The sequence below is a fragment of the Mycobacterium pinniadriaticum genome (genome assembly GCF_026242045.1).
GTDB classification, from domain to species: Bacteria; Actinomycetota; Actinomycetes; order Mycobacteriales; family Mycobacteriaceae; genus Mycobacterium; species Mycobacterium pinniadriaticum.
Genome location: NZ_JAPJDO010000018.1, coordinates 86,309 through 108,183 on the forward strand (window position 1 = coordinate 86,309; position 21,875 = coordinate 108,183).

At 68.1% G+C, this 21,875-nt stretch carries 21 protein-coding genes; 4 read left to right on the forward strand and 17 right to left on the reverse strand.

The genetic code is table 11. From position 1 onward, the window contains the following. Nucleotides 1-28: 28 nt before the first annotated feature. The 13 genes from ORI27_RS19655 to ORI27_RS19715 all read right to left on the reverse strand — a co-directional run bounded on the left by ORI27_RS19655 (nucleotide 29) and on the right by ORI27_RS19715 (nucleotide 13,274). On the reverse strand, nucleotides 29-367 hold the full coding sequence (locus ORI27_RS19655; RefSeq protein ID WP_265998620.1) for a hypothetical protein: 339 nt from the start codon (nucleotides 365-367) through the stop codon (nucleotides 29-31). A 209-nt stretch (nucleotides 368-576) separates the two neighbouring features. Next, nucleotides 577-1,863, reverse strand: coding sequence for a cytochrome P450 (locus ORI27_RS19660; protein ID WP_265998619.1), 1,287 nt, complete (start codon nucleotides 1,861-1,863; stop codon nucleotides 577-579). A 150-nt stretch (nucleotides 1,864-2,013) separates the two neighbouring features. After that, the gene (gene groL / locus ORI27_RS19665; RefSeq protein WP_265998618.1) at nucleotides 2,014-3,642 is read right to left on the reverse strand and encodes a chaperonin GroEL; all 1,629 of its coding nucleotides are present in this window, start codon (nucleotides 3,640-3,642) and stop codon (nucleotides 2,014-2,016) included. Nucleotides 3,643-3,727: 85 nt separating this feature from the next. Continuing rightward, nucleotides 3,728-4,030: a co-chaperone GroES gene (gene groES / locus ORI27_RS19670; protein WP_036346100.1), complete on the reverse strand. Its 303-nt coding sequence runs from the start codon at nucleotides 4,028-4,030 to the stop codon at nucleotides 3,728-3,730. A gap of 210 nt (nucleotides 4,031-4,240) precedes the next feature. Continuing rightward, nucleotides 4,241-5,233 carry an alpha/beta fold hydrolase gene (locus ORI27_RS19675; RefSeq protein WP_265998699.1) on the reverse strand — a complete coding sequence of 331 codons (993 nt, stop codon included), beginning with the start codon at nucleotides 5,231-5,233 and terminating at the stop codon, nucleotides 4,241-4,243. Beyond that, nucleotides 5,233-6,312 (reverse strand): tRNA (adenosine(37)-N6)-threonylcarbamoyltransferase complex transferase subunit TsaD, encoded by a 1,080-nt coding sequence (gene tsaD, locus ORI27_RS19680; RefSeq protein ID WP_265998617.1) that lies wholly within the window; start codon nucleotides 6,310-6,312, stop codon nucleotides 5,233-5,235. The genes ORI27_RS19675 and tsaD overlap by 1 nt, the downstream gene beginning before the upstream one ends. After that, on the reverse strand, nucleotides 6,305-6,763 hold the full coding sequence (rimI, locus tag ORI27_RS19685; RefSeq protein WP_265998616.1) for a ribosomal protein S18-alanine N-acetyltransferase: 459 nt from the start codon (nucleotides 6,761-6,763) through the stop codon (nucleotides 6,305-6,307). The genes tsaD and rimI overlap by 8 nt, the downstream gene beginning before the upstream one ends. Then, nucleotides 6,760-7,398: a tRNA (adenosine(37)-N6)-threonylcarbamoyltransferase complex dimerization subunit type 1 TsaB gene (gene tsaB, locus ORI27_RS19690; RefSeq protein WP_265998698.1), complete on the reverse strand. Its 639-nt coding sequence runs from the start codon at nucleotides 7,396-7,398 to the stop codon at nucleotides 6,760-6,762. Before tsaB ends, rimI begins: the two co-directional genes overlap by 4 nt. After that, a complete protein-coding gene (gene tsaE, locus ORI27_RS19695) occupies nucleotides 7,395-7,868 on the reverse strand; it encodes a tRNA (adenosine(37)-N6)-threonylcarbamoyltransferase complex ATPase subunit type 1 TsaE (RefSeq protein WP_265998615.1) in 474 nt (157 codons plus the stop codon). Before tsaE ends, tsaB begins: the two co-directional genes overlap by 4 nt. After that, the gene (locus ORI27_RS19700; protein ID WP_265998697.1) at nucleotides 7,861-8,922 is read right to left on the reverse strand and encodes an alpha/beta fold hydrolase; all 1,062 of its coding nucleotides are present in this window, start codon (nucleotides 8,920-8,922) and stop codon (nucleotides 7,861-7,863) included. The genes tsaE and ORI27_RS19700 overlap by 8 nt, the downstream gene beginning before the upstream one ends. A gap of 130 nt (nucleotides 8,923-9,052) precedes the next feature. Further along, entirely contained in the window at nucleotides 9,053-10,240 is a 1,188-nt protein-coding gene (alr, locus tag ORI27_RS19705) for an alanine racemase (RefSeq protein ID WP_407666367.1), read from the reverse strand. 191 nt (nucleotides 10,241-10,431) lie between these two features. Beyond that, on the reverse strand, nucleotides 10,432-11,811 hold the full coding sequence (locus ORI27_RS19710) for a glutamate decarboxylase (protein WP_265998614.1): 1,380 nt from the start codon (nucleotides 11,809-11,811) through the stop codon (nucleotides 10,432-10,434). A gap of 11 nt (nucleotides 11,812-11,822) precedes the next feature. Then, on the reverse strand, nucleotides 11,823-13,274 hold the full coding sequence (locus tag ORI27_RS19715; RefSeq protein WP_265998613.1) for an NAD(P)H-hydrate dehydratase: 1,452 nt from the start codon (nucleotides 13,272-13,274) through the stop codon (nucleotides 11,823-11,825). Between the two features lie 174 nt (nucleotides 13,275-13,448). Here ORI27_RS19715 and ORI27_RS19720 point away from each other — a divergent pair, with 174 nt between their 5' ends. Together ORI27_RS19720 and ORI27_RS19725 are read left to right on the forward strand one after the other, a co-directional pair. Continuing rightward, a complete protein-coding gene (locus tag ORI27_RS19720; RefSeq protein WP_265998612.1) occupies nucleotides 13,449-14,120 on the forward strand; it encodes a TetR/AcrR family transcriptional regulator in 672 nt (223 codons plus the stop codon). A 69-nt stretch (nucleotides 14,121-14,189) separates the two neighbouring features. Then, a complete protein-coding gene (locus tag ORI27_RS19725) occupies nucleotides 14,190-14,858 on the forward strand; it encodes a peroxiredoxin-like family protein (RefSeq protein WP_265998611.1) in 669 nt (222 codons plus the stop codon). A 4-nt stretch (nucleotides 14,859-14,862) separates the two neighbouring features. Here the strand turns inward: ORI27_RS19725 and glmS are convergent, their stop codons facing one another. Further along, a complete protein-coding gene (glmS, locus tag ORI27_RS19730; RefSeq protein ID WP_265998610.1) occupies nucleotides 14,863-16,728 on the reverse strand; it encodes a glutamine--fructose-6-phosphate transaminase (isomerizing) in 1,866 nt (621 codons plus the stop codon). Between the two features lie 54 nt (nucleotides 16,729-16,782). Between glmS and ORI27_RS19735 the strand changes: the two genes are divergently transcribed. Beyond that, on the forward strand, nucleotides 16,783-17,634 hold the full coding sequence (locus tag ORI27_RS19735) for a dienelactone hydrolase family protein (RefSeq protein WP_265998609.1): 852 nt from the start codon (nucleotides 16,783-16,785) through the stop codon (nucleotides 17,632-17,634). A 127-nt stretch (nucleotides 17,635-17,761) separates the two neighbouring features. Beyond that, a complete protein-coding gene (locus tag ORI27_RS19740) occupies nucleotides 17,762-18,802 on the forward strand; it encodes an LLM class F420-dependent oxidoreductase (protein ID WP_265998608.1) in 1,041 nt (346 codons plus the stop codon). Nucleotides 18,803-18,892: 90 nt separating this feature from the next. Here the strand turns inward: ORI27_RS19740 and ORI27_RS19745 are convergent, their stop codons facing one another. The 3 genes from ORI27_RS19745 to glmM are packed head-to-tail and all read right to left on the reverse strand — an operon-like array spanning nucleotide 18,893 to nucleotide 21,850. Continuing rightward, entirely contained in the window at nucleotides 18,893-20,185 is a 1,293-nt protein-coding gene (locus ORI27_RS19745) for a hypothetical protein (RefSeq protein WP_265998607.1), read from the reverse strand. Next, nucleotides 20,182-20,463 (reverse strand): type VII secretion target, encoded by a 282-nt coding sequence (locus tag ORI27_RS19750; protein WP_265998606.1) that lies wholly within the window; start codon nucleotides 20,461-20,463, stop codon nucleotides 20,182-20,184. The genes ORI27_RS19745 and ORI27_RS19750 overlap by 4 nt, the downstream gene beginning before the upstream one ends. A gap of 49 nt (nucleotides 20,464-20,512) precedes the next feature. Next, entirely contained in the window at nucleotides 20,513-21,850 is a 1,338-nt protein-coding gene (glmM, locus tag ORI27_RS19755) for a phosphoglucosamine mutase (protein ID WP_265998605.1), read from the reverse strand. Nucleotides 21,851-21,875: the final 25 nt, after the last annotated feature.

The following is a 21,875-nucleotide window of genomic DNA, read 5'->3' on the forward strand; positions in this document are numbered from 1 at the left end:
TGGTGCTCGTTGTCGAGCTGCCGGGCCTTCAGTGACTAACCAGGCTGGGCACCGACCCCGTCACAACCAACGGGAATGAGTGGTCGGTTTCCATGCAGTCCGGTTCCTCGTAGAGGCCCACCCGATACGTGCCCGGCTTCGTGGCGACGAAGGCCAATTGCAGCACCCTCGCGCCCACCTTGCACGGCTGGCCATCGACGTCTGGCCAATGCCAGAACACCTCGACCGTACCGCGCCGCTCCCCGTCCGGATCGCGGGCGACCGTGTACAAGTGCGGGTCGTGATCGGAGCCGTTGTCGGTCCACACCGACAAGACGATCGGAATCTGAACCCCGATCGGAAACTCACCGACAGAGAATGTGGTCATCGGAAAACCAGTGGCTGTGATGCCCGAGCCGCTGTCATCCGCACTCACTACTGGAACAAACGCCGAGACGTGCATAGCGGCCCCCCGGTCCCTATTGCTTCCTGATCCGAGGCTACCCGAGCTCACACATCGGAGCAGGCCACCACAGGTAATCCCGAAGCAGCCGTCACCGACCACCCGCCACCGTGTTGGACTCGATTGATGGTCGCTCAGGCCCGGGTGAGGCGCACCGGCACGCGCGTCGGTCCCCGCAACAAGCTATTGGTCGACCAGATCACTTCACCCACCGTCGATATCCCACTAGCCTGCGTCGCGAGTTCAAGCAGCACCGCTTGGGCTTCCATGCGGGTCAGCTGAGCACCCAAACAAAGATGGACTCCGAACCCAAAAGCGATGTGCTGGGTCGAGTTTCGGTCCACCCGGAACTCGTCAGGCTTGTCGAAGACCCGCGGGTCGCGGTTAGCGGCACCGAGGCATAGCAAGATCCGCGCGCCCGCCGGAATGGTCACCTCGCCCACCCGGTAGTCACTGAGCGCTGTGCGATACAGGTTCTGGGCCGGCGACAGGTAGCGCAGACATTCCTCGATCGCCATCGGGATCAACCCGTGATCGGCGCGCACCGCGTCGAACTGTTCGGGGTTGGCGGCCAAAGTGGCGAACATGCCGCCGAGCAGATTGGTGGTGGTCTCATTGCCGGCCAACAGCAGCAGCATCGCGAACCGGAACAATTCGGCATCGCTGAGCGAACCTGCCTCGTTCTCGGCCAGGAGTCGTCCGAGGATGGCGTCCGTGCCCTTCAGTCCACCTGCGGCGAACTGTCGTCGGAAGTAGCGCTCCATCGCCCAGGAACCGCTCAGCGCGCCTGCCAGCTTCCGCACGCCTGCCGCCGTCGGCGCCAGATCGGTGACCTGTACGGCCGCTTCCGACCACCGCCGGAAATCCGCCACGTCCGTGTCGGGGACACCGAGTAGTCGGGCGATGAGCCGTACCGGCATGGGTACCGCCAACCGTTGGACGACGTCACAACCGGGATGGTCCATCACGTCGCGAACCGTCTCCGCCGCCAGCTCATCGATGGCCTGACGCCAACCGTCCAATGCCGCTTTGGTGAAGGCGGGCAACACCTGGCGGCGCAGCTGGGCATGCTTGTCACCGTCGGTCGAAACCAGGGTCGGCGCCCGGACTTTGATCAGGGAGGGCCCGTCGGCGCTGGACAATGCCGTGTCGTCGCGAAGGGCGGTCCGGACGTCGTCCAGACGGCTCAGGATCCACACCTTACGTTTCGGGTTGTACTGCACCCGGTCGCCGGCATGCAGCCGGCGATAGGCCTCATGGGGCTGCGCGGCCGTCACCGGGTCGAGCGGGTCGTAATCGCTGATCGCCGCATCGATCTGCCAGTGCCGGCGGGCGCGAAACGCCTTGCTGTTCACCCACACGGAGTCGCCGACAGTCTTTGCCGCAAAGCCGGTGAATCGAATCGCGTCCGTCACTGTCATCTGGTTGGCCTCCCCGCACTGGTCCCGCTCGGACCGTAATGGCTGGGACATTAATTGACAAGGACGTCAAACCACGGGTATGAGCAGACGGAAAAGCCCCCGAACACTCGGCGTGTCGGGGGCGGTTCCGTCTGCTCGGCAGAGAACTACTTAGTGCGCGTGCCCGTGGTGATGGCCGTGGCCATGACCGTCGTCCTCGACCTCGACCGGCTTCTCCACGATCGCGGTCTCGGTGGTGAGCACCATGCGTGCCACCGACGCGGCGTTGAGCACCGCGGAGCGGGTCACCTTGACCGGATCGATCACACCGTCGGCGATCAGGTCGCCATAGGTCAGTGTTGCGGCGTTGAAACCGTGCCCGGTGGGCAGCTCACCGACCTTGTTGACCACGACGGCTCCATCGAGACCGGCGTTGGTGGCGATCCAGAACAGCGGGGCCGTCAGTGCCGAGGCGAACACCTCGACGCCGAGCGCCTCGTCGCCGGATACCGATGCCCGCAGCGCGTCGAGGGCCTTGTTGGCCTGCACCAGGGCGCTGCCGCCACCGGCGACGATGCCCTCCTCGACTGCGGCCTTGGCCGCGTGCACGGCATCCTCAACCGAGGCTTTACGCGTCTTGAGCGCGGTCTCGGTGGCCGCACCAACCTTGATCACCGCGACGCCGCCGGCCAGCTTGGCCAACCGTTCCTGCAGCTTCTCGCGGTCCCAGTCGGATTCGCTCGCCTCGATCTCGCCCTTGAGCTGCTTGACCCGGTCGGCGATGTCCTCCTTGGTGCCGCCGCCGTCGACGATGACGGTGTCGTCCTTGCTGACCACCACGCGGCGCGCGGTGCCCAGCACCTCGAGGCCGACGTCACGCAGCAGCAGGCCGACATCGGGGTTGACCACCTGAGCACCGGTCACGACAGCCAGGTCATCGAGGAACGCCTTGCGGCGGTCGCCGAAGAACGGCGCCTTGACCGCGACCGCCTTGAGCGTCTTGCGGATGGCGTTGACGACCAGCGTCGACAGCGCCTCACCCTCGACGTCCTCGGCGACTATCAGCAGCGGCTTCCCGTCCTGGGCCACCTTCTCCAGCAACGGCAGCAGGTCGGGCAGGGAGCTGATCTTGTCGCGGTGCAGCAGCACCAAGGCGTCCTCGAGGACAGCCTCCTGCGAGTCGAAATCGGTGACGAAGTAGGCCGAGATGAAGCCCTTGTCGAAACCGACACCGTCGGTGATCTCTAGCTCGTTGTTCATCGTCGAGGACTCCTCGACGCTGACCACACCGTCGCCGCCGACCTTGGTCATCGCCTCGCCGACCATCTCGCCGATCTCCTCGTCACGTGAGGAGACGGTCGCGATCTGGGCGATGCCGGTCTTGCCGGCGACCGGGGTAGCCGCGGCCAGCAGCGCCTCCGACACGGCGTCAGCCGCCCGGCCGATCCCCGATCCGAGTGCGATCGGGTTGGCGCCCGCAGCGACGTTGCGCAGGCCGTTCTTGATGATGGCTTGCGCCAGTACGGTGGCCGTGGTGGTGCCGTCACCGGCGACGTCGTTGGTCTTGGTGGCCACCGACTTCACCAACTGCGCGCCGAGGTTCTCGAACGGATCCTCCAGCTCGATCTCACGGGCGATGGTCACGCCGTCGTTGGTGACGGTCGGGCCGCCGAACGCCTTGGCGAGCACCACATAGCGGCCACGCGGGCCCAGCGTCACCCGCACGGCGTCGGCGAGCTTGTCGACGCCGACCTCCATGGCCCGGCGCGCAGTCTCGTTGAACTCAATCTGCTTGCTCATATATCAGTCCTGACTTCGCTCCAGCGCGTTCCGCCCCGGACACCACCCGTACCGCTACGGGGATCTCCGGGGCGGTTCACGACTGCTACTTGTTGACGACCGCCAGCACGTCGCGGGCCGACAGGATCAAGTACTCCTCGCCGTTGTACTTGATCTCGGTGCCGCCGTACTTGCTGTAGATGACGGTGTCACCCTCGGCAACGTCCAGGGGAATCCGCTTCTCGCCATCCTCATCCCAGCGGCCGGGGCCAACTGCGACGACGGTGCCTTCCTGCGGCTTCTCCTTGGCGGTGTCCGGGATGACCAGACCCGACGCGGTGGTCGTCTCGGCCTCATTGGCCTGTACGAGGATCTTGTCCTCGAGTGGCTTGATGTTCACGGCCACGATGGAGTCCTCCACTTAGTTAACTTGCGGGCCGGGGCTAATGCGCCCGGACCAGTCGGAATTACCAGGTGTTCGGCATACGTCCATGCCCTCGCGCCGTCGTCGCGGGTGCCGACACAGGGTTTGTCCGCAAGCCACCTAGCACTCTATACATGCGAGTGCTAGCACTCAAGGGTGGCCCGCTGCGTATTCGCCGAGAGCAGACCTGGCCGCTCAGGCCGGCAACTCGTGTAGCACGCGCATATCGCCGAAAAACGCGATGACCAGGGCATTGACCAGGTCGGCGCGTTCCCACTGCAGGAAGTGCCCGGCGCCGGGCAGCACGACGGGTCCGGTTCGGTCGGTGAAGGCCACCTCGCACAGATGCACGAACTCCGGGCCGACGACGTGGTCGTCCATGCCGTAGAGGATCAGGGTCGGCACGTCGACCTTGCGGTCCATGATCGGCGGTTCGCTGGACGGCCTGCCGTGTGCGAGCTGGTAGACGGCCCAGCCGGCCCGCAGCCGCTCCTCGGCGCCGAAGGGTTCGGTCATGAAATCGACATCATCGGCGCTGAACGTCCCGGGCGAAGCCCACAGCCGGTGGCCGTACATCTCGCCGATGTAGCGGCGCCGTTTGTCGACGGTGTCCAGCTCGGCGGCCAGTTCGTCGGGGGTGGCGCCCTGGCGGTGGCGGTAGTCGCCGGTGGGTCCGTCGCTCAGGATGACGGCCGGGTCGATGCCCGCGGCGACGTAGTCGTCGAACACCAGCGGCGGCACGGTGTCGAAGAACACCAGCTTGTCGACGAAGCCGGGATACCGGTGCAGCAGGTCCACGGCGACCACCCCGCCGACGTCGCCGCCGACGACGCCGCAGTGCTCATGGCCGAGGACATCGTGGACCAGCAGGTAGACGTCGCGGCTGTAGGCCGCGATGTCGTAAACGTCATCCTGGGACAGGTCAGAGTCGCCGTGCCCGCGCAGGTCCGGGGCGATCACCTCGTAGCCGGCCTCGGCGAGTGCGGCGATGTTGCGCCACCAGATCCGCTTGGTTTCGGGATAGCCGTGCAGCAGGAGTAGCGGATAGCCGCCGACTCCTTCGTCCACGAAGGCCAGCGCGAGCCCATCCCGGCCAGTGGTTGCCGGCACCTCACGGCGGTGGACGGTGAAGGCATCCGGTGCCGGGGTGGTCGGCTGCGCCGGACGCAGCCGGTTGTCGTAGTGCATCACCGGCCGGACCGGCTCGTCATGACCTGGCCGGCGATGACCGGCAGGCCGGGGTCGCTGGGCACGTCCAGCGGCGACGGCGCCGCGCCGGCCGCGATCAGATGCGCGGCGAACGAGGCGATCATCGCCCCATTGTCGGTGCACAACCGTGGTCGGGGAATCCGAAGTGTCAAACCCGCTGCTGCACACCGCTCTTCGGCCAATTCACGCAGTCGCGAATTGGCTGCCACCCCGCCGGCAATCAGCAAAGTAGATACTCCGAGCTCGCCGGCCGCCCGCACCGCCTTGGCGGTGAGCACGTCGGAGACGGCCTCCTGGAATCCGGCGGCGATGTCGGCGGTCGACGCCTCGGGATGGCTTTCGACGTAGCGGGCGACGGCGGTTTTGAGGCCGGAGAACGAGAACGCGAACGGCTCATCGCGCGGACCGGTCATACCCCGTGGGAAGACGATCGCCTCACGGTCGCCGGTGCGGGCCAGCTCGTCCAGCGGCCGCCCGCCCGGATAACCCAGCCCCAGCAAGCGGGCCACCTTGTCGTAGGCCTCCCCCGCCGCGTCGTCGACAGTGCTGCCGAGTTCGACGATCGGCTCGCCCAGTGACCGCACGTGCAGCAGGTGGGTGTGCCCGCCCGAGACCAGCAGGCCCACACATTCGGGCAGCGGACCGTGATCGTAGACATCGGCGGCCAGGTGCCCGCCGAGGTGGTTGACGGCGTAGAACGGAACGCCCCACGCGGCGGCATAGGCCTTGGCGGCGGCCACACCGACCAGCAGGGCACCGGCCAGGCCCGGCCCGATGGTGGCCGCGACGATGTCGGGTCTGTCGATGCCGGCGACCCGCAGCGCCCTGCGCATCGTCGGCCCGAGTGCTTCGAGGTGGGCGCGCGAGGCGATCTCGGGAACCACGCCGCCGAACCGGGCGTGCTCGTCGACGCTGGAGGCCACCTCGTCGGCGAGCAGCGACACTGTGCCGTCGGCATCCAGCCGAGCGATGCCGACTCCCGTTTCATCACAGGAACTTTCGATGGCCAAGACAATCTGGGACGGCGGGCAGGGGCGAAGCGACTCGGGGTCAGGCATGAGCGTCCCGTCGCATAGTGTAGGCGTCGGCGCCACTGACCCGATAATAGCGCTTGCGTACGCCGACTTTGGCGAAGCCGAGGCTGGTGTAGAGCGCGATCGCCGGCTCGTTGTCGGTGCGGACCTCCAGGTACACCACCGAGTCCGGGCCGATCGCGCTCAGCAGCTCGACCATCATCTGCCGACCGATCCCCTGCCCCTGATAGGCGGGATCGACTCCGACGGTGTGGATCTCGTACTCGAACGGCGGGATGCGCCCCAACCGCGAGATCCCGGCGTAGCCGACCAGTTTGTCGTCGACCCGGGCGGCGACGTAGCGGTTGTGCGGAGCGGCCAACTCACGGACGAACGCGAAATCCGGCCACGGGTCATCACCCTCGAACAGCATGTTCTCCAGCTCCGCACAGCGGGCGGCGTCGGCCTTGGTCAGCGGGCCGTACCGGACGTTCATTGCAGGACTCCGCGTTCAGCCAACGTCTTGGCATCCGGGCGGCGCAGATACAGCGGCACCAGCGGATCGGGATCTGTAGTCCAATCACTAACGGCGGCAACCAGACCCGTCGCGGTCGGGTAGGCGGGGCCGATGACGGGCAGCCCGAACAGTGCGGCGTGTTCCGGCGATCCGGCGATCGCAACGGCTGCACCGACCGATACATCGGCGGGCGCGGCGACATCCGGCCCCTCGATGCGCGCGCCGTCGCGATAGCGCGCCCAATACACCTCGCGGCGGCGGGCGTCGGTGACCACCAGCACCTCACCGGTCGTCAGCGCCCCGATCGCGTCCAGGCTGCATACGCCGTGGACCGGGCGGCCCAGGGCATGCCCGTAGGCCGCGGCCGTCGCCATTCCGACCCGTAGGCCGGTGAACGGTCCTGGGCCGCAACCGACGACGACGGCGTCCAGATCGGCCATCGTCAGGCCGGCATCGGAGACCGCCACCACCACGTTGGGGGTCAACGTCTCGGCATGAGCGCGTGCGTCCAGCGTGATCCGCTCTCCGGCGACGCCGATCCCGTCGCCGCGAACCACAACCGCGGCCGTCACGGCCGGCGTGGCGGTATCGATGACCAAGACGTTGTGGATCATCGGTGATTCCACTGCCATGTCGCGGTGCGCATCTCGCTGTCGGCGCTGCGCACGAGGGTGATGTCCAGGTGATTCTCCGAGAGCCGTTCGGCCAGACCTTCACCCCATTCGACCACCACGACGGCGTCGTCGAGATCGGCGTCGAGGTCCAGCGAATCAAGTTCGGCCAGCAGGTCCGCGCCGGTGTGTTCGAGCAGACGGTAGACGTCGACATGCACCAGTTCCGGCCGTCCAGCGCGCCGCGGCCGGTGCACCCGGGCCAGTACGAAGGTCGGCGAGGTCACCGGCCCCTCGACATCCATGCCGAGTGCGATTCCCTTGGTGAGGGCGGTCTTTCCAGCTCCCAGTGGCCCGGACAGGACGACAACGTCGCCGGCCCGCAGCTGCCGGCCCAGCTGCTCCCCGAGGGCGATGGTGTCCTCCACGGTGGGCAGTTCGAGTGTGCCGCTGCGCACCTGCGTCCTATCCACGGGCGCGGTCCTTGAGCGCGCGGGCGAAGGCCACCAGTTTCGACGGGGTCGCGCGTTCGACGAGCCTTACCAGCGCGTCGTTGATCACCTCAGGCTGTTCGAGCTGTACCAGGTGGCCGGCGCCGGCGACGATGAGCAGTTCACTGTTCGGCAGCACCGCGGCCATCTCCTCGGAGTGCACGACCGGGGTCAGCACATCGTGGTCGCCGCAGGCGATCAGGGTGGGGATCCGGGCCAGTACCGGCAGCGCCGCACTCTCGTCGTGAACCTCCAGGGCGTGCAGGAACTCGACCAGGGTGGCGATCGGGGTGTCGTGAATCATCTCTTCGGAGAAAGCCGCAACGCTCGGACTCGTCTTGTCGTCGCCGTAGGAGGCGGTACGCAGGATCGGGCGCAGCACCGAACGGGCTGCGCCACGGGTACGGTGAATCATCTTGGGTACGTACCGCGCCGCGAAACGAACAGCCTCCAGCGCGGGGTTCTGCAGGATCTCGCCCACCGGCGAACGAGGCAGACCTTCGGCGGCCGAGGAGATCAGCGCCGCACCGACGACGCGGCTGCCGTAGTGCTCGGGGAACTGACGGGCGTGCGACAGCACCGTCATCCCGCCCATCGAATGCCCGACGAGCACGATCGGGCCACGCGGAACCATCACCTGCAGAATGGTTTCCAGGTCCTGACCCAGCTGGGTCACCGTGTAGGTATCGACCGGTGCCGCGCTGGACTGTCCGTGGCCACGCTGGTCGTAGAACACCATCCGGACCTGACCTCCCCAGCGGTCCGCCAGGGCGGCCCGCTGAAAGTGAAAAGACCCCATCCGCAGGCAGAATCCGTGGGCGAACACAACGGTGAGCGGAGCGGTGATCGGCCCGACCTCGCGCACCACCAGCGGGGTGCCGTCCGGGGTGGTGACGACACAGCCGCGATCGGCGTCGAGAAGCGCGAAATCCTCACCCCGGTAGGCATCTTCGATGAAGGACCGGTACCGCAGCGAACGCGCGGCCGACAGCCCGGCAACGGTGCTGACAGCGCCCAGTCCGGCCACACCGGCCATCAACCCGGCCTTCTTGCCGACCCCGAGACCGGGGCGGTCGGACTTGCGGGCCAGCCGTTCGGCGGTCTTCTCGGCACGACGCGCCAAGCGTTCGTCGATGCCGCGGGAACGCTTGAGGTTCTTCTCGTGATCACTGCCCACCGGCATCAGCCTCCCGATAGGTACGTACCACCCGCCCGCGCGGGCTGGTGACCACCTCATAGTGGATGGTGCCGAGTAGGTCGGCCCAGTGCTGGGCCGTCGGCTCACCGGAAGTGCCGGGGCCGAACAGAATCGCCTCGTCGCCCTCGGCGATGTCGGGTTCACCAGGACCGATATCGACGACGAACTGATCCATGCAGACCCGTCCGACGCTGGGGCGCAGCCTGCCGTTGATCAGCACGTCGATCCGGCCACCGAGCGGCCGGTACAGCCCGTCGGCGTAGCCGATGGGCAGCAACGCCACGTTGGTGTCGCGGCCGGCGATCCAAGTGTGCCCGTAGGACACGCCATCGCCGGCTTTGACCGGTTTGACCATCGCTACCGCGCATTTCAGCGTCATCGCCGGACGCAACCCCATATCGCCACGCTCGGGGATGGGGCTCAGTCCATACACTGCGATACCGGGCCGGACCATGTCGAAGGCCAGGTCTGGCCGCGCCATCGCCGACGGCGAGTTGGACAGGTGGGCCACCTCGAATTCGACGCCGCGCCTGCGTGCTTCGGCGATCATGTCGGTAAACCGCTGCGCCTGAAGGTCATTGAGTGGATCATCGGGAAGGTCACCGTTGGCCAGGTGCGACATGATGCCGCGCAACCGGACCGCATCGGCGGCAACGGCACGCTGCAGTTCGGCCAGGACCGTCGGGTAATCGGCCAGAAGGACCCCGTTGCGGTTGAGCCCGGTATCGACCTTGATCGTGACCTCGGCCGTGCGTCCGGTGCGCCGGACCGCGTCGAGCAGTTCGGCGACTTGCCGCGCCGACGAGACGGCGATTTGCACATCGGCCGTCAACGCCGGGGCGAAGTCGGTGCCCGGCGGATGCAGCCAGGCCAGCACGGGTGCGGTGATGCCACCCGAGCGCAGGGCCAGCGCCTCGTCGATGGTGGCGACCCCCAACTCGGCGGCGCCGGCGGCCACCGCCGCCCGGCCCGCCTGGACGGCGCCATGGCCGTACGCGTCGGCCTTGACGACCGCCATCACCTGGGCGGACCCCGCGTGCTCACGCAAAACGCGCACGTTGTGGGCGATCGCCCCGAGATCGACGAGCGCTTCGGCGCCGGGGCGCGAAGTCTGGGTTTGCGTCGACGGGGTCAACGATGTCGTGTGCATGTTCATGTCACCGCAGCCAATTGTCCCAGAAGCCGACACCGATGCCCGCATAGGGCGCTGACCTGTCGTTTTTGTGACCGTCAGCGTCAGGCTCGGGCGCCAGCGATCGGCAGGTGCTTCGCGCGGCATCGGCATTACCGTGAATCAATCGTTCGGTCTCCGGGACCTCGACCCGGAACTGGATGCTGGCGTAGCGCCTAGTGCGCGAAGTGCTGCTCGGTGAAGTGCCCCTCTGGCTTGATCGCATCGAGGTGGCCCAGCACGGCGTTGAGGTCATCCCACAGTGAGCGGGCAAGGTCGGCGGAGAACCCTTCTCGCACCACCACCCGTAGCACCGTGACGTTCTCCGCGCCTTCGGGCATGGTGTAGGCCGGCACCTGCCAGCCGTACGAGCGCAGCGCCGCCGACACGTCGAATTCGGTGTAGCCGAAGTCGCCGCTCAGCCGGAAGGCCACCACCGGGATCGCCGACCCGTCGGAGATCACCTCGAAGTGCTTGCACTCGGCCAGCTGATCGGACAGCCATCGCGCGGTGTGCGACAGGCGTTTCATGACCGTGGTGTAACCGGCGCGCCCCAGCCGCACGAAGTTGTAGTACTGGCCTACCACCTGGTTGCCGGGTCGGGAGAAGTTCAACGTGAAGGTCGGCATGTCGCCGCCGAGATAATTGACCCGGAAAACCAGATCCTCGGGCAGCAGATCCTTGTTGCGCCACACCACGAAACCCAGGCCTGGGTAGGTCAACCCATACTTGTGGCCGCTGACGTTGATCGACGCCACGCGCGGCAGCCGGAAGTCCCAGACCAGGTCGGGATGCAGGAAGGGCACCACGAATCCGCCACTGGCCGCGTCCACGTGCACCGGGATGTCAAGACCCTTGTCCTTCTCGAGTTTGTCCAGGGCGGCGCAGATTTCGGCGATCGGCTCCAGCTCACCGGTGTAAGTGGTGCCGAGGATGGCCACCACGCCGATGGTGTCCTCGTCGACGTAGTCGAGTACCTGTTCGGGCGTGATGACGTAGCGGTCCTCCGTCATCGGAATGTAGCGCGGCTCGACTTCGAAGTAGCGGCAGAACTTCTCCCACACCACCTGGACGTTGGAACCCATGACCAGGTTGGGTGTGCGGGTCTTCCACTTCTCTCCCACCCGATCCTTCCACCGCCACTTCAGCGCCAGCCCGCCGAGCATCACCGCCTCCGAGGATCCGATGGTCGACACACCGGTGGCACTGGAGGCATCGTCGTCGCGCAGATCCTCGGCATGGAAGAGGTCGGCAACCATTGACACACAACGAGATTCGATCGCAGCGGTGGCCGGATACTCGTCCTTGTCGATCATGTTCTTGTCGAACGTCTCGGCCATCAGCTTCTCGGCTTCGGGGTCCATCCACGTGGTGACGAACGTCGCCAGGTTCAGCCGGGAGCTGCCGTCGAGCATCAACTCGTCGTGGATGAATCGATAGGCCGCGGCGGGTTCCATCGGCTCGTCGGGCAGCCGCAGCGACGGGATCGGGTCGGCGGACAGCCGGCCGGTGTAGGCGGGCGAGATCGACGGGGAACGGTACTTGACGTGGGGCACGAGAGTCCTTTCTACAGTTCTGCGACGGCCTGACGGATGTGAGCGAGGATGCGCGACGCCGACGTGGGCACCGACACCGGGCCCGGGTCGGCGGCGGCGGCGTTGGCGGCGCGGGCATGCACGAATGCCGACGCGGCAGCCGCCTCGACGGGCGGCAGGCCCGAGGCCAACAACGCGCCGATCATGCCGGACAGCACGTCACCGGATCCGGCGGTGGCTGCCCACGAACCTCCGGCGGGGTTGAGGTAGGCCAAGCCTGAGGGCTCGGCGATGACGGTGACATTGCCCTTGAGCAGGACCGTGGCGCCGTACGCCTCGGCGAGCCGGCGGGTGGCCGCCACCCGGTCCTCCCCCGGTGGCACTTCGTCCGACGTCGCCGGCCAGCCGGCTCCGGAAGCCAGCCTGGCGAATTCGCCGGCGTGCGGCGTCAGCACTGTCGGGGCGGCGCGCCCCGCCACCAGGTCCGGCTGCGCGGACAGCATGGTCAGAGCGTCGGCGTCGACGATCACCGGAAGATCAGTGTTGAGCGCGAAATTCAAAGCACCGAACGCGTTTTCGTCGGCGCCCAGGCCCGGTCCGACTACCCAGGCCTGCACCCGGCCGGCGGCGTGCGGGTTCGGTGCGGCGACCACCTCCGGCCAGTGCGACACCACCTCCGCGGCCGCTGACCCGGCGTAGCGTTTCATTCCCGACGTCGCGGCCACCGCGGCCCCGGTGCACAGGATCGCCGCACCGGGATAGGTGGACGAGCCGGCCAGGATGCCGGTGACTCCCTGGCTGTATTTGTCGTCGCGGACGCCGGGAATCGGCCAGCGGGCTTTGACGTCGGCGGCATCGAGGCCGACCAGATCGGTGGCTGGCAGATCCAGCCCGATGTCGACGAGTTCGACGCGGCCGCAGTCGGCAAGGGCGTGAACGGGTTTGAGCCCGCCGAAGGTCACGGTGAGCGCGGCGCGCACGGCCGGCCCGGTGAGCGCGCCGGTCTGCACGTCGATTCCGCTGGGAATGTCGACGGCCACCACCGCGATGCCCGCGGCCTCGACCGCGGCGAAAACGGCGGCGGCTGCCTCGCGCAGCGGTCCCTTCCCCGAGATGCCGACGACCCCGTCGATCACCAGATCCGCCGTGGGGGGAACGGCGGAGACCACCCGGCCACCGGCGGCACGAAACGCCGCCAGCGCCTTGGCATGGGTCCGCTCGGGGTTCAGCAATACCGCCGTCGCCGCCACACCACGGCGACGCAGGAGGGTCGCCGACCACAGTGCGTCACCGCCGTTGTCGCCGGATCCGACGACGGCACAGACCTGCCGGCCGGCCAGCGACCCGGTCCGGGCGCGCAGCTCCGCGGCGATCGCGGTAGCCAAGCCGTAGGCGGCGCGACGCATCAGTGCACCATCGGGCAGGCTGGCCAACAAGGGCGCCTCGGCGGCGCGGATCGCGTCGGCGGTGTAGTAGTGCCGCATCGGCACCAAGGTTACGTCCTCAACGTGTGATAGCAGCGAACTCCGCGCGGGTATTCACCCGTATGACCGATCAGCAGTTGCTTGATGAACTTCTGGATCTCGAACGCGCGGGATGGCGGCTGGTGCTGTATCGACAGACACCGGTCGCGGGCTGATCCCGGGTACCATTTTGGAGTGACTGAACCAAAATCTGTTCAGCTGCCCGCCGCGGTCAACGGCCGTAGCCTGACCCGCAAGGGTGCGCAGACGCGAGATCGGATCGTCGGCGCCGCCGCCGACCTGATGCAGGAACGGGGCGTGGCGCGCACCACCATCGAGGACATCCAGGCCGCCGCCGGCGTGAGCTCGTCACAGCTGTACCACTACTTCGCCGACAAGGACGCCTTGATCGCCGCCGTCATCGAATTGCAGGGCCGCCGCGTCCTCGATGTCCAGCAGCTGGGCCTGGCCCGGGTGACGTGCCTGGACGACCTATGGCGCTGGCGGGATCTGGTCGTCGGCATCCGCACAGCTCAGAACTGTATCGGAGGCTGCCCGCTGGGTTCTCTGGCCGCCGACCTGGTCGAGACGGACCCGCTGGCGCGGGCACAGTTGGCGCGATGGTTCGCCGAGTGGGAACGCATCCTGCGCGACGGCCTGGCGTCGATGGCCGCCGCCGGCCAGTTCCCGGCCGGCACCGACACCGATCGCCTGGCGCTGGCCCTGCTGGCTGCCACCCAGGGCGGGTTGTTACTCAGTCAGGTCAACCGCGACACCGCCGCCCTCACCGCCGCGATGGACACGGTGATCGCCCAGATCGCGGCTCAGTTGACCGAACCTGCCCGCGCGTTGGTTCGCCGCCGCTGATTTTTTGGCATTGACACTCCATTTTTTGCGCGCCAGCATGGGGCACACGCCCACCGGAGAGGAACCGCGATGTCCACCACCGAACCCGTCACGATCGCCGCCCAGGTCGCCCAACTGCAGGAAGGCCTGTCCGAACACTTGCCCGCCGACGTCATCGAGGTGTTGGTCGCCGACCAGAAGCGGATGCTCGACGACGGTGCCGCGCCGGGCGCGGCTCGACCCGGAACTGTGCTGCCCGATCCGGAAGTCATTGATGCACAGGGAAATACGACGACGATCACGGCGCTGCGCGGCGGCGGGCCGGCCGTCGTCGTCTTCTACCGGGGCGCGTGGTGCCCGTACTGCAACCTGGCGCTGAAGACCTATCAGGACCAGCTGGTGCCGACACTTGCCGCGCGCGGCATCCGGCTGATCGCCATCAGCCCGCAGAAGCCCGACGGAACGCTGTCCAGCATCGAAGTCAACGCGCTGACCTTCGACGTGGTCTCCGATCCCGGCAATCGGATCGCGGCCGCGCTCGGCATCGTCACCGCGCCCTCGGAAGCATCCCGGGCGGCCACCCAGCGGCTGGGGTTGGACCTTCGCGAGGCCAATGCCGACGGCGGCTATGAGCTCCCGATGCCCACCGTCCTGGTCATCGACGGTGACGGGGTAATCACCTGGAGCGATATCCACCCCGACTACACCACCCGAACCGAGGTCGCCGAGATCCTGGCCGCCGTGGCCGACCTGGGCTGATCGGCTATTCGACGGTGACGGACTTGGCGAGGTTGCGCGGCTTGTCGACGTCGTAGCCACGAGCGCGAGCCACCGCCGCGGCGAACACCTGAAGTGGCACGGTGGACAGCAACGGCTGGAAAAGCGTTGACACCGCCGGTATTTCGAAGATGTGGTCGGCATACGGGCGCACGGTGTCGTCACCCTCCTCGGCGATCACGATGGTGACGGCGCCGCGGGCCTGGATCTCGCGGATGTTGCTCAGCAGCTTGGCGTGCAGGGTCGCCGCGTTCTTCGGCGACGGCATCACCACGATGACGGGCAGCCCCTCGTCGATCAGCGCGATCGGACCGTGCTTGAGCTCGCCGGCGGCGAAGCCCTCGGCGTGCATGTAGGCCAGTTCCTTGAGCTTGAGCGCGCCCTCGAGCGCCACCGGGTAGCCGACGTGGCGGCCCAGGAACAACACGGTCGGTGACGCCGCGAACCGCTGCCCCAGCTCGGTGATCGGACCCAGGTGGTCAAGCGTGCGGGCCACCAGATCGGGCATCGATTCCAGCTCGCGGTACTCCCGCTCGACCTCGTCGGGGTACTTGGTGCCGCGCGCCTGCGCCAGGGCCAGGCCGACGAGGTAATTGGCGGCGATCTGGGCCAGGAACGTCTTGGTGGCCGCCACCCCGATCTCGGGTCCGGCGCGGGTGTAGAGCACGGCGTCGGCTTCCCGCGGGATCTGGCTGCCGTTGGTGTTGCAGATCGCCAGCACCTTGGCCTTCTGGCTCTTGGCGTGCCGGACCGCCTCCAGCGTGTCGGCGGTTTCACCGGACTGGGAGATCGCGATCACCAAAGTGCCGCGGTCCAGAACCGGGTCCCGGTATCTGAATTCACTGGCGAGTTCCACTTCCACGGGCAGCCGCGTCCAGTGCTCGATCGCGTACTTGGCCAGCAGCCCTGAATGGAAGGCGGTGCCGCAGGCGACGATGAACACCTTGTCGACCTCGCGCAGTTCCTGATCGCTCAACCGCTGTTCGTCGAGCACGATGCGGCCGTCGATGAAATGGCCCAGCAGGGTGTCGGCGACGGCGGCGGGCTGCTCGGCGATCTCCTTGAGCATGAAGTACTCGTAACCGCCCTTCTCGGCGGCTGAGAGGTCCCAATCGATGTGAAATTCTCGGTACTCGCGGACGGCGTGGCCCTGAAAATCGGTGATCCGGTAGCCGTCGGCGGTGATCACCACTGCCTGGTCCTGGCCCAGTTCGACAGCGTCCCTGGTGAATTCGATGAAGGCCGCAACATCGGACCCGATGAACATCTCGCCGTCGCCGATGCCGACCACCAACGGGGTGGACCGCCGGGCGGCGATGATGGTGCCGGGATCGTCGGCGTGGGCGAACACCAGCGTGAAGTGCCCCTCCAGCCGGCGCAGCACCGCAAGTACCGACGCCTCGAAGTCACCGGCGGTCGGGCCCTGCCGGTAAGCCTGGGCGACCAGGTGGACGGCCACCTCGGTGTCGGTGTCGCTGGCGAACTCCACACCGTCTGCCTCGAGTTCCTGGCGCAAGGTGGGGAAGTTCTCGATGATGCCGTTGTGGACGACGGCGAACTTGCCGGCCGCGTCGCGATGCGGGTGAGCGTTGCGGTCGGTGGGCCGACCGTGGGTGGCCCATCGGGTGTGGCCCATGCCCGCGACTCCGGTCAGCGCGGCCGGATCCGTTTCGGCCAGCGCTTCCTCGAGATTGCTCAGCCGACCGGCGCGGCGGCGCACGGTGAGGCCGCCCCCTCCGTCGATCAGTGCGATACCGGAGGAGTCGTAACCGCGGTACTCCATCCGCCGCAGTGCGTCGACGACGACACCCCGGGCAGGGCGATGCCCGACGTAAGCCACGATTCCGCACATGTCTAACCAGGGTAGTGCAGCGGCGGACCGGACCCGGTGGGCTAGGTTCGTGAGGTGGCCCGGACACGCAAGCTCTTCGCGGCGCTGACGCGTCGCGGCCCGCATCCCGTTCTGCGCGGTGACCTGGCCTTTGCCGGGCTCCCCGGCACCGTCTACACCCCGGCGTCGGGCTTCAATCTGCCCGGTGTGGCCTTCGGCCACGATTGGCTCACAGACGTCGATCACTACCTGAAAACGCTCGAACACCTCGCGTCGTGGGGCATCGTGGCCGCTGCGCCGAACACCGAGCGCGGCCTGGCCCCCTCGGTGCTGAACCTGGCTTTCGACCTGGGCACCACCCTCGACATCATTACCGGGGTCCGACTGGGCCCTGGCCAGATCAGCGTGCATCCCACCAAACTGGGGCTGGCCGGCCACGGATTCGGCGGTTCGGCGGCGGTGTTTGCCGTGGCCGGCCTGGCCGGGGCGGGCGCGGGCGCTCCCAAGGCGGTCGCAGCGTTGTTCCCGTCGGTGACCAAACCGCCCGCCCGGCAACCGGCGGCGTCGCTGAAGGTGCCGGGACTGGTGCTCAGCGCGCCCGACGACCCGCAGTCGCTGCGCACCGACGCCCTCGACCTGGCCCACGCGTGGAAGGGGTCGGTGCTGCGCATCGTCAGCAAGGCAGAATCCGCCGGGCTGGCCGAGAAGCGCCGCATCGCGGGGGCACTGGGCCTGCCGGGTTCGGATCGACGCACCCAGAAGACGGCCCGCGCCCTGCTGACCGGCTTCCTGCTGTTTCACCTCACCGGCGACAAGGACTACAAGGAGTTCGCCGACCCCGAGGCCGTGCTGCCCAAGACCGAGCCGCTCGATCCGGAGGCGCCGCCGGTCACGCCGGAGGACCAGATCGTCGCGCTGCTCACGTAGTTGCGCGGGGCGAGCAGACACAGAATCGCACCATTCCGGTCCCCGGAGTGCGATTCTGCGTCTGCTGGCGGCCGGAATGCCGTGCCCGGCGATCAGTCAACCAACTGGTTGGTGATATAACGTCCTGATGCGCACCGGCATCTTTCTGGACTATTCGGGTGGCTTCCGCGAGGCAGTCGAGCACATCGTGGTGCTGGAGAAGGCCGGGGTGGACATCGCCCTGGTCGCCGAGGCCTACTCCTACGACGCCGTCAGCCAGCTCGGCTATCTGGCGGCCAAGACGTCCACGATCGAGCTGGGCTCGGGCGTCTTCCCCATCTACACCAGGACCCCCACCCTGCTGGCGATGACCGCCGCCGGCCTGGACTTCGTGTCCGACGGCCGCTTCCGGCTCGGTATCGGCACGTCCGGCCCCCAGGTGGTGGAGGGGTTTCACGGGGTGCCGTTCGACGCTCCGCTCGGCCGCACCCGCGAGGTCGTCGACATCTGCCGTCAGGTCTGGCGCCGCGAACGCGTGCAGCACCAGGGCCGCAGCTACCAGATCCCGCTGCCGGCCGACCAGGGGACCGGCCTGGGCAAGCCGCTGCAGCTCATCAATCACCCGGTACGCGAACGGATTCCGATCTCCATCGCCGCGCTGGGCCCCAAGAACGTCGAGCTCACCGCGGAGATCGCCGAGGGCTGGCAGCCGATATTCTTCTATCCCGAGAAGGCCGACGACGTCTGGGGTGACGCACTGCGGGCCGGAAAAGCCAAGCGCGACAGCCAACTCGGCGAACTCGACGTGATGGTCGGAGTGTCACTGGCCATCGGCGACGATGTCGAGGAGCGGCTGAACTGGGCCAAACCGCATCTGGCACTCTACATCGGCGGCATGGGCGCCAGGGGTCAGAACTTCTACCACAAGCTGGCCACCCGGTACGGCTATGGCGAGGTGGCCGACCACATCCAGGACCTGTTCCTGGCCGGACACAAGGCCGAGGCGATCGCCGCGGTGCCCGACGAATTGGTGCGCAACGTGAACCTGATCGGTCCGCGCGGGTTCGTCAAGGAACGCATCGCCGCCTTCGCCGAGGCGGGGGTCACCACACTGCTGACCACACCGGTCACCACCGATGGCGCCGAATACATCAGCTGGGTAGAGGAATTGCAGCAGCTGCTGCCCTGATGACCGGCGGGCGCGCCGCCCGCTGCTCGTCGGCCGGGCGCAGCACCCGACGCTGCGACGCGGCGACGACCAGCCGGTCGCGGTCCGTGGTCACTGGCCGACCTGCGCCAGCTCGTCGGCGGCGATCTCGCAGGGCGTCTGCTCGTCGAATGGCTCGGCCATTTCATCCGACGGCTCCACCGGCGGTGAGGGCAGCGGCTCGGGGGGCTCGACATCGGCGGCCGCGGCGGGTTCCGCGCTCGGCGCCCCGTCGCCGCCGTCGACCTCGTCGGCCACCGGAACATCCTCGGGCACAGCCTCTTCCGTGCACCCGATGTCTGGATCGGTCTCGTCCGGCTCGGGTTTGTCGATATCCGGCCCGGCCGGGTCCTCGAGCTGCGGCGGCTCGTCGCCCACCCCGGTGTCCGGCACACCGTCGAACAGACCGCCAAACGCATCGGCGATCTGGCCCACCAGCCCGGACAGGCCCCCGCCGACATCGGCCATGCCCGGGACACCGGCGGACGGTGTGGGACCAAGGCTCGGCTGCGGTGGCATCTCAGCCATCGGGGTGGTTGGAAGTGGTTGGGCCGCTGTGGTATCCGGCATTGGTGGTGCCGATGCGGACTCAGTGGCCGGCGCTTCCGGCGGGGACGCGGCGGCTATCACCCCGGCGGGCGCGGTGGGTACGGGTCTGGGTCCTGCATCCGGCGGGCCGTCCCACCGTCCGGGTACCTCGAAATACGCTGCCGGAGCGGCACTCAACTGGTGCAGGGCTTCGGCGTACGCGGCCACCACCGATGACGTCGACGACCGCATCGAGGCGATCCATTCGGTGCGGATATCGGCGTCGACGTAGGGAGTGATCTGCTCGGTGACGACCGCGACGGCGTCATCGCGGGCCGCTCCCCCGCTTGTCACGGTGGTCGCCGCGGCCAGCCAGGCCGGCCGCTCGCCGGCGCGGCGGTCATCGATCGAGATCGCCGCGCCGACCTTCTCCTCGACCGCGCGCGACAGCGCGTCTCGCAACGCCTCGCACGCCGTCGATGCCGCGTGCAGTGTGCCGGCAACAGCCGCGCCGGTTGCGCAGTGCCGTTCGATGAAATCAGCAGCACTAGAACCGGATTTGCCTCGCCAGGCCGCCAGCACCGCGGTATGGCCGTCGCGGAGCACCCGCACGGCCTCGTCGGCGGCGGCCGCCGCGTTGCGCAGTGTGGCGCAGTCGGCGTCCAGCGCGTGCAGGTCCAAACCCTCTTCGCCGCCATACCATTCGACGATCTGCGCCCCGTGTGCGGTCAGGTCAGGATGCTGGTAGCCGACCGCATGGCAGGCCGCCACATAGGCTTGCGTGTTGGACACCGATGGCCGCCCGGCCGCCAGCCGGGCCGTGACGTCGGTGGTCATCGGGCCGCCGCACGCAGCTCGGCATCGCCGTAGCGGTCGGCGGTCCCCCTCAGCGCGGCAGCGATCTCCTGGGCGGCGCGTGACCACTGCACCATCTCGGCGGTGAGCCGGTCCAGCGCTGAGCGCAGCGCATCACCGTGGGTGGCGTGCGTTCGCCCCGCCACACTCCCGTCGAAGCGCAGCCGGCTCGGCAGCGCGCCGCCGAGAGCGTCGGCGGCGGTGTCGAAGCGCTGCGCGGCGGCACGTACCGTCGCAGTGTCCACGCGTGTGTTACCCATGCCCGGGTATGACGCACCGCTGCGGCAATCGGTTCCCCGATGCTTCCGATCAGCTTTCGGCGCTGACCGATTCGGCAATGCGGATCGCCAGCTGCCGCGCGGTGTCCTCGTCGGCGGCTTCCACCATCACGCGAACCATCTGCTCGGTTCCCGACGGGCGCAGCAGGATTCGTCCGGTGTCGCCAAGCTCGGCCTCCGCCGCGCGCACCGCGGACTGTACCGAGGGCGCCTCGGCGACTGTCGCCTTGTCGGCGACCTCGACATTGATCAGCACCTGCGGCATCGTCTGCATCGGTGCGGCCAGCGCGGCCAGCGGCAGGCGGGTCTGCGCCATCCGCGCCATCAACCGCAGCCCGGTAGCGATCCCATCGCCGGTGGTGCCCAGCGCGGGCATCACGATGTGGCCCGATTGCTCGCCGCCCAAGGTGTACTCGCCGACCCGCAGCTCCTCCAGGACGTAGCGGTCACCCACGCCGGTGGTGCGCACGGTGATACCGGCCTCCCGCATCGCCAGATGCAGGCCCAGGTTGCTCATCACGGTGGCCACCAGGGTCTCTGAGGCCAGCTCACCGGCCTCCCGCATGGCCAGGGCCAGGATCACCATGATGGCGTCGCCGTCGACCACCTGGCCGTTGGCGTCCACGGCCAGGCAGCGGTCGGCGTCACCGTCGTGGGCCAGACCGATGTCGGCCCGGTGGGCGACCACCGCGGCCTGCAATCGTTCCAGGTGCGTCGACCCGCAGCCGTCGTTGATGTTCAGGCCGTCGGGTTCGGCGTTGATCGCGATGACCCGCGCCCCGGCCGCGTGGTAGGCGCGCGGTGCGGCCTGGAAGGCGGCGCCGTGGGCGCAGTCCACGACGACGGTCACGCCGTCCAGCCGGACCGGCGCCGCCGACCGAACATGATGCAGGTAGCGCTCCAGCGCGTCGGCGGCATCGACGACGCGGCCGATGTCGGCGCCGACGGGACGCAGACCGGGTCCCTGCGCGATGAGTTCCTCGATCCGATCCTCGGCGTCGTCGTCGAGTTTGTGACCACCCGGCCCGAAGATCTTGATGCCGTTGTCGGGCATGGGGTTGTGCGAAGCGGAGATCATCACGCCGAAGTCGGCGCCGTAGGCACCCGTGAGGTGGGCCACCGCCGGGGTGGGCAACACCCCGACGCGCAGCGCGTCGACGCCCTCGCTGGTGACACCGGCGATCACCGCCGCCTCCAGCATTTCGCCGCTGGCTCGCGGGTCGCGGCCGACGACGGCGACGCGCCGCCCCGAGCTCCTCGTCACGGCGAGTCGGCGCGCGGCAGCCGCTCCCAGCGCCAAACCCAGCTCAGCAGTCAGTTCTCGGTTGGCGACGCCGCGGACACCGTCGGTCCCGAACAGTCGACCCATGCGGACAAACCTCTCACAACTACCG